This window comes from Gracilibacillus sp. D59 (assembly GCF_052246695.1).
GTDB lineage: Bacteria > Bacillota > Bacilli > Bacillales > Amphibacillaceae > Gracilibacillus.
Genome location: NZ_JBQQCK010000015.1, coordinates 55,495 through 67,020, shown reverse-complemented (window position 1 = coordinate 67,020; position 11,526 = coordinate 55,495). Strand labels below are relative to the sequence as shown.

Here is an 11,526-nt window from a genome sequence, read left to right as displayed (position 1 = left end):
GTTAGTGCCCCATTGCCAATGAAAATGAGGCATTCCCCTCGTTACCTTTACCAATGTCTGGGAAGATAAAGGTCCAGGGCATGGTTGTTTTGGCTGGCAGGTGGAGCCTTCTTTCTTGTACTTGCTGGCTTGCTATTAAGTTATTTTCTTGAAAAAGTTGGATGTTGATGTTGGTCAGGTCTGCTTTTTCTGATTGGAAGTTATGGATTAATGTTGTAATGAGTAAATCATTGCGATGATTTACCGCACTTCTAATCGGAACAAAAGAGGCACCATCGTCAGCATCTTTTTTTGTTTGTTCAAAAACCTCTTCTATTTTCTTACGATCTTGTGGACTGATCGTTTTGTTCCACGCCTCTTCAAAATATAGCTTTTGCATGTATACAGCTCCTTTAATAAAATCTGCCAAAATTTATTTATAATTAATAATGAGTCGATTTTTGTCGATATAATGAAAAAGGAGATGATAAAGATGAAAAAATTTTTCGAAAATCAGAAACTATCGACAAAACTGTATGCGATTGTAACTTTAGCAGTTGTAGTAATTGTAGCTAGTAGTGCCTTATTTATTAATACTATTCTATCAGTAAGTGATAACTTAGAACAACAACTTTACGATGATCTGTATCAACCTACATTTTATTTGTTGAATGCTGACCGGGATTTATATCAGGCAGACCAGGCTCTTGTTACTTCGATTTTGAATGAAGCAAGTCAAGAGGAACAAAGAGCAACTTTTGAAGAAAATGTTCAGCAAGTAGAAGAAAGAATGCAAGTGGCAGAAGAAATTCTGCGGAACGATGACCAGATTGACCAATCGTTTGTAGATGAGCATCTGGAAAACTTCCATAGTGGATTCAATAAATGGAAGGATATGACGGAATCTGTTTTGCAAGAAAGTGATACTACTATGCTCAACAACCTTTTGGATAATATGAGATCAGAATTTGATAATACACGTAACCAAATAGATTTGCTACAACAGGAAATAGATGAAACCTCAAAGGAAATATTGGAAGAAATTGAAACAACAACCCACTATATTGTTATTTTTTCTGTGGTAATCATGGTTATATTTATTATTATATTATTTGTGTTAAGCTTTTTCCTTATCCGTCAAATTACGAAGCCAATTTCTCAGCTCGTTGATGCCAATGAGCAAGTGGCCGGTGGTAACTTGGATATCGATTTACTTGACGATAATCGCAAAGATGAAATCGGTAGTCTGGCAAAAAGTACGAACCAAATGATTAATGAATTAAAAAGTATGGTACGTTATATTCAGGAGATATCAGTAGAAGTAAACGGACAGAGCAAAAAATTATCGCAAGCATCTGATGAAGTGAATGTGGGGTCCCAACAAATTGCAACAACAATGGAGGAGATGTCAACTGGGGCTGAACAACAGGCAAGTGCTTCTAGCGATATTTCAGCATCCATGGAAGCGCTCCACGGAAAAATTGAGACATCTTCAGAGGAAGGAAATGCCTTGCAAATAGCTTCCAATGAAGTATTGGAATTGTCAACAGAGAGCGGTACAAAGTTAAATGACTCTGTAGTACAAATGCAAGAGATTACAACAATGATGCAAACGTCAGTTTCTAAAGTGAAAAGTCTGGAACAACAATCTAATAAAATCTCTACGTTAATTGATGTTATCCAAGATATTGCAGAACAAACGAACTTATTAGCATTAAATGCAGCAATTGAAGCAGCTCGTGCGGGTGATTCTGGAAAAGGATTTGCTGTAGTAGCGGATGAAGTAAGAAAGTTAGCAGAACAAGTAAGTAGCTCTGTTACAGAAATAACAGATATAATCGGTGGATTGCAGTCAGAAACAAAGGATGTTGCGGGTGTGTTAGAAGGAGGTTATTCCACTGTTGAATCGGGAAATCAACAGATTCAGGAAAGTCAACAAAGTTTCCAGACGATTCAAACACAGATGACAGATATGATAGATAGAATCAATAACATTAGTACGAATCTTAAGGATATCCAATCATCAAGTGAAAAAGTTAGTAATGCAAGTACAGATATTGCTTCAACATCTGAAGAAGTAGCGGCTGGTATTGAGGAAAGCTCCGCAACCGCAGAAGAACAATCGGCATCGATGCAGGAAATTACCAACAACGCCAATCAACTCGAAAAATTGTCACAAGATTTAAATCAGCTTATTGGTAGGTTTAAAATATAAATAGGAAAGTGAAGAGGAAGATACAAAAAAGCACCTGGTTAGCCAGGTGCTTTCCGCTTTGCTTATTCAGATACAGGTACTACTGCACCTTCATATTCCTCTTCAATAAATGTTTGGATTTCTTCAGAACGTAATACTTCTACTAATGTGTGAAGAGCTTCGTTATCTTTATCTTCAGCACGTGCTGCAATCACGTTCACGTATGGTGATTTAGAATCTTCTAATATTAATGCATCTTCAGTTGGTACTAGACCTGCTTCGATTGCATAGTTAGTATTGATTGCAACTAATGCATCTGTTTCACGCTCATAGAATTCAGGAAGGAAGCCTGCGTCGATATCAGTATCAAATTCTAGGTTTAATGGGTTTTCCACTATGTCTTTGACAGTTGCATCAACGGCTTCAACATCTTCAGCAATTTTAATAAGTCCTTCTCTTTCAAGCAGTGAAAGAACACGACCATGGTCAGCAACAGAGTTACTCATGATGACAACTGTTCCTTCTTTGATATCATCAATACTTTTAATATTTTGAGAATAGATTCCCATCGGTTCGATGTGAATACCACCGATGTTTACAAAATCAAAACCTTTTTCTGCCATCTGTGACTCTAAATAAGGAATGTGTTGGAAATAGTTTGCATCAAGAGTTCCGCTTGCCAAGTCTTCATTTGGGAATACATACTCTTGGTATATTTCAATTTTAAGTTCAATTCCTTTTTCTTTTAAAATCGGTTTTGCTTTTTCAAGTACTTCAGCGTGTGGTGTACTTGTAGCTCCAACAACAAGTTCTGTTACTTCCTTTTCCTCATTACCTTGTTCAGTTTCCTCTGTTTCTCCAGCGTTGTTACTGTCAGCAGCTTTATCCTCCTCATTTGCTGTTCCACAAGCAGCTAACGCGAATAAAAGTAATGTAGCAAATAATAATGTAAGTAATTTTTTCACAATAGATCATCCCTTCTTAATTTTTTATATTTAGCACGGTGCTAATCGTCCGTAAAACCCCACAAGTAAATCAAAGAAGCTAAGTGGGGATAACGGATGCTAACACCCTGATAAGTCTCACTTTATCTTTTATCTATCGATTTGGATAGTAAATCCCCAATAATTTGAAAAATAAACACAATAATAATAATTAAAATCGTACAAGCTAACACGACATCAAAATTCCAGCGTTGGAAACCTTGTAAGTATGCTAAGTTTCCAAGCCCACCTGCACCAATAACACCAGCCATTGCCGTATAACCTATTAAAGCAATTGCTGTTACTGTTAAACCAGAAATAAGAGCGGGCATCGACTCGGGTAACAATACTTTCAAAATAATCGTATGTGTTTTGGCACCCATTGATTTGGCTGCTTCGATAACCCCTTTATCAACTTCCTTCAAGCCAATTTCAACCAGACGGGCATAGAATGGTGCAGCTCCGACTATTAATGCTGGTAATGCAGCTTTCCATCCTCTGATCGTTCCGATTAAGAAATCGGTAAAAGGAAAGAGTAATAGAATCAATATGATAAAAGGAATGGCACGAAATACGTTTACGATCGTTGCTGTAATGAAATTAATAAAGCGATTTTGCCATAAGTTCCCTGAATCTGTTAGAAATAATAATAATCCAAGTAAAATACCAAAAATTAAAGTACCGAGTATCGCAATGCTCGTCATATAAAATGTTTCTTGCGTGGCTAACCACAAATCCTCCAGTATTACATTAGGGAATAATTCCTTAAGCATGCTTTAACACCTCAACTTCTACACCGGTGTTTTTCATAAATTCGATAGTTTCCTTTAAGATTTCTTTTTCACCGTTAATTTCAATAAATAACGTACCGTAAGCACCTTCCTGTGTAGGTGCAATAGAACCTTGCAGTATATTAACCTCTACATTAAATGTTTTGGCTACCTCACTGATAAGCGCTCGCTTAGCACTGTTTCCAATAAAGTGCAGTTTTATTACTTCACTGTCTTCCCGATCATTAATAAACTCTGTCAATTTTTCCTTATCATGTTCTAAAGGATTAAGCTGCTGTACAAAGCGCTTGGTTGTCTTGGATTGTGGTTTGACGAAAACATTCAGAACATCGCCTGTTTCTACCACTTTTCCATTTTCCATCACGGCAACGCGATGACAAATCTTCTGGATGACATGCATTTCATGTGTAATCAAAATGATGGTCAGCCCTAATTTGTTATTAATAGAAACCAGCAAATCTAAAATATCATCAGTTGTTTCGGGATCAAGTGCAGAAGTTGCTTCATCGCACAATAATACTTCAGGGTCATTCGCCAATGCTCTCGCTATTCCGACACGCTGCTTTTGACCACCACTTAATTGTGAAGGATAAGCATTTTCTTTACCAGAAAGGCCAACGAGATTGATTAATTCCAACACTTTTTCTTTTCGTTTTGTCTTTGATACACCAGCAATTTCCAATGGGAAAGCGATATTTTCAAAAACAGTTCTAGACCATAATAAGTTAAAATGTTGAAAAATCATGCCAATTTTTTGACGCTTTTTTCGTAACTGATGCCCAGCCATTTTCGTGATGTCTTTATCATGGATAACCACAGAACCATCTGTTGGTTCCTCTAATCTGTTGATCAAACGGACAAATGTACTTTTACCAGCACCACTATATCCAATTACACCGAAAATTTCGCCTTTTTCTATATTAAGTGAGACATTATCGACAGCTTGAACTTCTTGCTTTTTTGTTTGATACAGTTTCGACAAATTTTGAATTCGAATCATTCTTTCACACTCCTTCCTTTATTGTGCCGCAAACACAACAAAAAATCCTTTCTGTATTAAGAGGACAGAAAGGATGGTTATTAAATGTCCTCTCATCTTTCAAAGCATAAAAGCTTTGATGGATTTAGCACCTATCAGCTTTAACTGACGGTTGCCGGGTTTCATAGGGCCATTCCCTCCACCACTCTTGATAAGAGCTACCGTATTTAATTGATAAACATCATAATAGCATCACGTGGAAGAATCGTCAATTCTTTTTGAAAAAGTAAAACTATTCAGAAAATTAAAGAACAAAACTTTAATAGATTTACAAAATCTGTCCCGAATGTTTCCTGATCAAAAATTGTAAACCGATTGAACAGAACAAGAGGTAGGTGCGGAACCCATAATTTCCGCATCGTATGTTTAATTACTGCGTTTTTTGCCAAAAAAATATAAAAATATTAATAAAACCCTTGTGTTCTTTATATATTTATTATATGTTCTTTATAACAAACGTTTTAGGAGGGAGAGTAAAATGATTAAGCGATCAAACGGGCAAATGTGTAGTAAAATCATTTTTCTAGGTATCATTATTATTTTGTTGTCAAACCCACTATATGTACAAAGTTCAACTGCAGATAATATAAATGTACTGGTCATTTACTCTTCAGAAGATGGAGAAGTTGATGAGCATCAACGGTTACTAGATCTTCTCATCGGACATTTCACATCATCTATAACTTTTCTCTCTAGCACTGAAGTAGAGGCAAACGATTTGTCAGGAGTAACCCATCTTATATATTACGGTCAAGTGTCTGAAAAATTATCGTCTACTTTAATTGATTCATTACATTCATATAAAGGTCCAATATTGGGGATTGGTCATAATGTCGAACAAATTACTAGCCATTTCTCATATATTGACACAACAGAAAGCAAAATAGTAAATGATGTAGTAATCAAACGAGATACAACGAACACGGTCAAGTTAGATTCACATCCAATAATGGAAATTTCAACAGATAATGATGATGTAGAATCCTTAGTTGAATCAGTCCATGAAGATGTTCATTACCCGTTACTTATAAAGAATAAGGATACGTATTACTATGCCACACCTAACCTATTTCCACCCGTATCCAATTTCTTGGCAGATGAATTACATACATTTTTTGATAGCTTGCATAAGCCATCAACATCTGCACTACTGAGATTAGAGGATGTTCATCCGAGAACAGATCACGAGGAACTAGAGGCGATCGCTAACTTTTTAACTGATAAAAATATTCCTTATATGGTATCTGTTACTCCGGTATATGTGAATCAACAGACGGAAGAAGAATATCATTTGTGGGAAGCACCAAACTTGGTGGAAACATTGAAAGACATGCAGAAGAGTGGAGCGAGTATTGTGCTACACGGTTATACAGATCAATATCAAGATGGCCAAACAGGGGATGGATTTGAGTTTTGGGATGTGGATAAAAATATGCCGGTGATGGAGGAACCGGGAAGCAGAGAATTAATAGAAATAGAAAAACAATCCCTATCAGAGGTAGAAAATAGAAATGAATCAGCCTATATTGAGGAACGTATTAAAAAAGGAATAAAAGAACTCGTGGAATATGATATTTATCCAATTGCATTTGAAGCACCACATTATGCAGTGAGTCAAAATGGCTATCAGGTGATTTCGAAATTTTTCTCTACTTATGTAGGGCAAGTACAGTTAACGGATGAAGATTGGAGGATAATGACTGAATCACCCTATATTACTACCCCGGACTTTTTAAATGGAATGAAGCTTGTACCCGAAACAATTCGCTATATACGTTATGATGACCCAACTTCCATACAAGATATAAAAAAACGTATTGACGAATTTACGATTGTTCGTGATGGGATAATTGGTGGTTTTTATCATCCATTTTTAGGATTAGAAGGTCTAAAGGATTTAGTGCGCGAGATGGAGGAGATTCCTAATCTTGAGTGGATTGACCTTAGTGAAATGGAGCATAAAGTAAAAGTCGATCAAGAGATGTATACTATTAAAAATGGAAATGTAATTACTCCAGATATAGAAGAAAAGACTAAAAAAGAGAAAAGTAGTTTGTTTGAGAATTATCTAAATCAAGTATCAAGTACAAATATATTGTGGGTTTCAATTGGGGCAGGCTTCATACTAATTCTAGTCCTTATAAATTATCTTTTGTTAGGAAGAACCGAAAAAAATCTTTAAGAAGTATATATTTTTTTGTTTTTCCGTTCTTTAATAAGAACGAAAATACCGAAAGGAGGTAATAATCATTCGTTATATGTTATGGATGCTACCCATTATGATTCTAAGCTTTTTTATTATAATAGCCCCTCAGCAAATAAGTGCTGAAAATAAAGATGAACTAGCAGTCTTGGTTGTTTACAGTTCTGTAAGTGGAACGGTAGACGAACATCAGAGGTTACTTGATATGCTACTAGGTCATTTTACATCCACTATTGAATTTAAACATACTTCAGAGGTTACCACAGCAGATTTTGAGAATGTCACCCATGTATTTTATTATGGGCGAACGAAAGAACGTTTATCAACAGATTTTAAACGTATGATCAATCAATTTAACGGAACATTGGTTGTTTTAGGGAATAATGCTGATCAGCTTGGAGAACAGCTTTCATTTGTTGAATTTGAGTCAGAGCAGTTAATTACCAAAATAACGCTTACAAGTAATGAAGAGAAGTCCATTAGTATTTTTCCAGATACTATATTAAACACGAATGCTACAGCTAGTTCTACAGTTTTAGTAAAAGGTAGTCACGGGAAGGGTGTCGATTATCCATTATTTATTAAAAACAACAATACTTATTATTATGCAACAACAAAGATTGAACCGCCATTTTCTATTTTTTTAGGAGAAGTATTACATGAAGTATTTGCGCTGGATCATCCTCATGAACACCCAGCCTATCTCCGATTAGAGGATGTTGATCCGCTAGCTGATCCTAAGAAATTGATGGAGATAGCAAAAGAACTTAAGAGACGTGACATTCCATATATGGTTGCATTAATACCTGTCCATACCGATCCAATGACAAAGGAGAAATATTTATTAGAAGATTTCCCTCAATTAATAAACACACTAAAGTATATGCAGGATAATGGTGGAAATATCGTTTTGCACGGTTATACGCATCAATTTAGAGACGAAACGGGGGAGGGGTTTGAGTTTTGGGATGTAGAAAATAATATGCCTATATACCATGGTCCCGATGATGAGGTAATAAAAAAGACAAAAAATGATTTTGATACAGCTTTAGCATATGAGAATTATCTAGCTGACTCACTTAAGTTTGAGGATGAATATATAAAAAGTAAATTAACACGAGGAGTCCAGGAACTAGCTAATTACGGGATATATCCACTAGCATTTGAAGCACCTCACTATACGATGTCACAAAATGGATATGCGCAAACATCTCGGTATTTTTCTACTTATGTTGGGCAAATTCAACTAAGTGACGAGAACTGGGAAGTAATGGACACCGCCCCATACATCACATCACCTACATTTTTAAAAGGGATGCGATTACTTCCTGAGACAATTGGATATGTAGATATTAATGACCCTAGAGCAGTTCAAAAAATGATACAAAATGCACACGAATATTCCATTGTAAGAGACGGAATAATATCAGGCTTTTATCATCCCTCTCTTGACGATAAAAACTTAGAAAAGTTTAACAAAATATTGGATGAACTAGAACAGATAAAAGGATTACAATGGATTGATCTAAAGCAAATGAATAATAATGTTCAGGCTGAATATGTACACATCCAATCTGAAGGCGGAAAGATAATGCGAGATATAAACCGTAAATTGTTATTTACATCTTTTCATTATTTGGGATATCACTTAAAAACATTTGCGGTCAATGCAACCTGGTGCATGGTAGGTGTTGGGACAGTAGCAGTTATTCTATTCATTTCTTATACAGCTTTGACAAGGAGAAGATACCAAAAATCGAAAGTTTACAAGAGGAGGGGACTCATTGGCTGACTTTTTTGTTTATTTTTCTTGGTTTTTAATATGGACAATGCTTGTGTATCATATGTTTCTCATGCAAGGTGGTTATTTACATTCGATGCGATATCGAAAAGAAGAAAAAGAGTTACAGAAGATGAAATTACCTTTTCCTCGCGTAAGTATTCTTATCCCTGCTCATAATGAGGAAGTGGTTATCGGGAATACTTTGGAAGCAATGAGTAACCTGACTTATCCTGCTGAATGCTTAGAGGTTATCGTTATTAATGATAACTCAAATGATCAAACTGGTGAAATTGCTGAGAGGTATGCTCAAAAATATGCGTTTATAAAGGTGATTAATACGAAACCTCCTAATGGGGGTAAAGGGAAATCCGGGGCGTTAAATAATGGTTTTCATGTATCAACTGGGGAGATTATTTGTGTATATGATGCTGACAATTGCCCAGAACCAGATGCAATTTATTGGTTGGCTCTAGGTCTAATTAATGATCCTAAAGCAGGGGCAATTGTTGGGAAGTTTCGCGTGGTCAATGCCACTAAAAATCTATTAACTAGGCTTATAAATGTGGAAACCCTCACCTTTCAATGGTTAGCTCAGGCGGGGAGATGGTTTTGGTTTAAAATGGCTACCATTCCCGGAACTAACTTTGCCATACGCAGTTCTATTTTAGAGGAATTAGGTGGCTGGGATGAAAAAGCGTTATCCGAAGATACGGAACTTAGCTTCCGTGTATATAATTTAGGCTACCATATCCGCTTTTTTCCCTCTGCGGTTACATGGGAACAAGAGCCAGAGACGTTAAAGGTTTGGTGGAGACAAAGAACACGTTGGGCACGTGGGAATATCTATGTTGTTATCAAATTCATATTAAGTTTTCATAAATTAAAGAGGAAAAATATTGGTATTGATCTGTTTTATTTCTTGTATACGTATCTACTTTTTTTCGGTGGTGTCATGATATCACACGTGATTTTTATTATTAATTTATTTGTTGATTTGAAACTGACAATTGGATTTGTATCCTACATTTTGTTAGTTTTAGGATTTTTACTATTCGTTACAGAAGCTTTACTTGCACTAAGTGTAGAAAAAGGTCAATTGACAAAAAGGAATTTCTTAACAGTGCTTTTTATGTACTTCAGTTATTCGCAAATGTGGTTGTTTTTAGTAGTCTATGCATCTTTTTTAGAAATCAAACGAGTACTATTAAAACAAGAGGTACAATGGTATAAAACAAAGCGTTTTAAACAAACGGTTGTTCCAAAGGATAAATCAGCCTAGTTTTTAGCACACTTCTCTTAAAATCTATTCTATAGGATGTGTGACAAGGGGTGAGGAAATTAATAATAGCATCTATAATCGTTGTTATGGTAGTAATATCAGCTATATATCATATTAATAAGCAAGAAAACCATGAACAAGCAACGGAACAGTTTATTAAGAAATGGCTCATTAATGAAAACGGTACCCTAGCTACTTATATAAAAGAAAGTAAAGAAGTAGATGGGGATTTCGTACAAGGGAGAGAGGCGTTATCTGAAACGTTGGGGCTTTGGATGGATTATGCATTGGAAATAGAAAATGAACAACTTTTTAATAATGCGTTTAATACACTAACCGAATATTTTTTAGAAGAAGATGGATTTATTCATTGGAAACTAGGAAAATCAGGGGAGAGCGAAGTTTATACGAATGCTTTAGTGGATGATTTACGGTTAGTGGATGCATTATTTGATGGATACGGAAAATGGAAAAATGAACATTACATCGATGTTGCAATGGAAATCAGTAATTATCTTGCTCAATTTAGTACAACGCAAGATGTTTTAACGGACTTCTATGATCGGAAACATCAGGATAGTAGTAATTTTGTTACAGTATCCTACATTGATCCAGAACCTTTGGAGAAAATGCTTAATTATCGAAGTTTGGGCCAAAGAACATATCAGAATACGATAGCTGTACTGGTTAATGCACCTCTTGAAAATGGCTTTTATCCAAAAACATATCATGTGAATAAGGGATTCTATCAATTTGATGACGAGATTAACATGATAGATCAAGCCTTAGTAGCTTACCATCTTGCCAAGTTGAACATGGTATCAACTGAATTTATTCAATTTATTAAGGACGAAATCTCGACGTCTGGAGTAGTTGCTGGAATGTATGATAAAAACAGTAAAAAGCCAGTTGTTACCTATGAGTCTCCAGCGGTATACGGGCTATTAATCTTGCTCTGTCTAGAGACAGATAACTACTCGTTAGCACATAAACTATATGAACGAATGACTGAATTTCGCAATGACCGAAAGAGAGATGAATTTTATGGGGGATATTCTGTTAGTCCATCGGGTAATACACATATTTTTGATAACATCGTTCCTTTATTAGCTGAAAGAAAGTTAATAAAGTCTTTGAACAAAAAATAGCGACGCATTCCCCTTGAAAAGTTGGGGTTAGTCGCTAAGCTTTTATCAAGGGGATAACGGACGCTAACACCCTGATAAGTTTAACTAATCATCAGTGGGGGGATAAGCCCCTCACTGATGGAAGTCT

General features: G+C 35.8%; 9 protein-coding genes and 1 riboswitch. Of the genes, 5 read left to right on the top strand and 4 right to left on the bottom strand.

The genetic code is table 11. The features are described 5' to 3' along the window. Position 1: 1 nt before the first annotated feature. A complete protein-coding gene (locus ACTWP4_RS19835) occupies positions 2 to 379 on the bottom strand; it encodes an SLAP domain-containing protein (RefSeq protein WP_443130527.1) in 378 nt (125 codons plus the stop codon). A 93-nt stretch (positions 380 to 472) separates the two neighbouring features. Between ACTWP4_RS19835 and ACTWP4_RS19830 the strand changes: the two genes are divergently transcribed. Further along, positions 473 to 2,194, top strand: coding sequence for a methyl-accepting chemotaxis protein (locus ACTWP4_RS19830; RefSeq protein WP_443130526.1), 1,722 nt, complete (start codon positions 473 to 475; stop codon positions 2,192 to 2,194). A gap of 62 nt (positions 2,195 to 2,256) precedes the next feature. On the opposite strand, the gene ACTWP4_RS19825 is transcribed toward ACTWP4_RS19830, so the two are convergent. The 3 genes from ACTWP4_RS19825 to ACTWP4_RS19815 all read right to left on the bottom strand — a co-directional run bounded on the left by ACTWP4_RS19825 (position 2,257) and on the right by ACTWP4_RS19815 (position 4,947). Continuing rightward, positions 2,257 to 3,138 (bottom strand): MetQ/NlpA family ABC transporter substrate-binding protein, encoded by an 882-nt coding sequence (locus ACTWP4_RS19825; protein WP_443130525.1) that lies wholly within the window; start codon positions 3,136 to 3,138, stop codon positions 2,257 to 2,259. Positions 3,139 to 3,260: 122 nt separating this feature from the next. After that, the gene (locus ACTWP4_RS19820) at positions 3,261 to 3,929 is read right to left on the bottom strand and encodes a methionine ABC transporter permease (RefSeq protein ID WP_443130524.1); all 669 of its coding nucleotides are present in this window, start codon (positions 3,927 to 3,929) and stop codon (positions 3,261 to 3,263) included. Further along, on the bottom strand, positions 3,922 to 4,947 hold the full coding sequence (locus ACTWP4_RS19815) for a methionine ABC transporter ATP-binding protein (protein ID WP_443130523.1): 1,026 nt from the start codon (positions 4,945 to 4,947) through the stop codon (positions 3,922 to 3,924). Before ACTWP4_RS19815 ends, ACTWP4_RS19820 begins: the two co-directional genes overlap by 8 nt. An 89-nt stretch (positions 4,948 to 5,036) precedes the next feature. Continuing rightward, positions 5,037 to 5,144: riboswitch (SAM riboswitch) on the bottom strand. A 320-nt stretch (positions 5,145 to 5,464) separates the two neighbouring features. On the opposite strand from ACTWP4_RS19815, the gene ACTWP4_RS19810 reads away from it, so the two are divergent. From ACTWP4_RS19810 to ACTWP4_RS19795, 4 genes are all read left to right on the top strand, one after another. Then, positions 5,465 to 7,168: a DUF2334 domain-containing protein gene (locus ACTWP4_RS19810; protein ID WP_443130522.1), complete on the top strand. Its 1,704-nt coding sequence runs from the start codon at positions 5,465 to 5,467 to the stop codon at positions 7,166 to 7,168. Between the two features lie 97 nt (positions 7,169 to 7,265). After that, on the top strand, positions 7,266 to 8,981 hold the full coding sequence (locus ACTWP4_RS19805) for a DUF2334 domain-containing protein (RefSeq protein WP_443130521.1): 1,716 nt from the start codon (positions 7,266 to 7,268) through the stop codon (positions 8,979 to 8,981). Continuing rightward, the gene (locus tag ACTWP4_RS19800) at positions 8,974 to 10,251 is read left to right on the top strand and encodes a glycosyltransferase family 2 protein (RefSeq protein WP_443130520.1); all 1,278 of its coding nucleotides are present in this window, start codon (positions 8,974 to 8,976) and stop codon (positions 10,249 to 10,251) included. Before ACTWP4_RS19805 ends, ACTWP4_RS19800 begins: the two co-directional genes overlap by 8 nt. A 50-nt stretch (positions 10,252 to 10,301) precedes the next feature. Beyond that, entirely contained in the window at positions 10,302 to 11,399 is a 1,098-nt protein-coding gene (locus ACTWP4_RS19795) for a glycosyl hydrolase (RefSeq protein ID WP_443130519.1), read from the top strand. Positions 11,400 to 11,526: the final 127 nt, after the last annotated feature.

What these genes read in the sequence shown, in the direction of transcription:
- ACTWP4_RS19835 (WP_443130527.1), bottom strand. Translation starts at nt 379, where the DNA reads ATGCAAAAGCTATATTTTGAAGAGGCGTGGAACAAAACGATCAGTCCA.
- ACTWP4_RS19830 (WP_443130526.1), top strand. Translation starts at nt 473, where the DNA reads ATGAAAAAATTTTTCGAAAATCAGAAACTATCGACAAAACTGTATGCG.
- ACTWP4_RS19820 (WP_443130524.1), bottom strand. Translation starts at nt 3,929, where the DNA reads ATGCTTAAGGAATTATTCCCTAATGTAATACTGGAGGATTTGTGGTTA.
- ACTWP4_RS19815 (WP_443130523.1), bottom strand. Translation starts at nt 4,947, where the DNA reads ATGATTCGAATTCAAAATTTGTCGAAACTGTATCAAACAAAAAAGCAA.
- ACTWP4_RS19810 (WP_443130522.1), top strand. Translation starts at nt 5,465, where the DNA reads ATGATTAAGCGATCAAACGGGCAAATGTGTAGTAAAATCATTTTTCTA.
- ACTWP4_RS19805 (WP_443130521.1), top strand. Translation starts at nt 7,266, where the DNA reads ATGATTCTAAGCTTTTTTATTATAATAGCCCCTCAGCAAATAAGTGCT.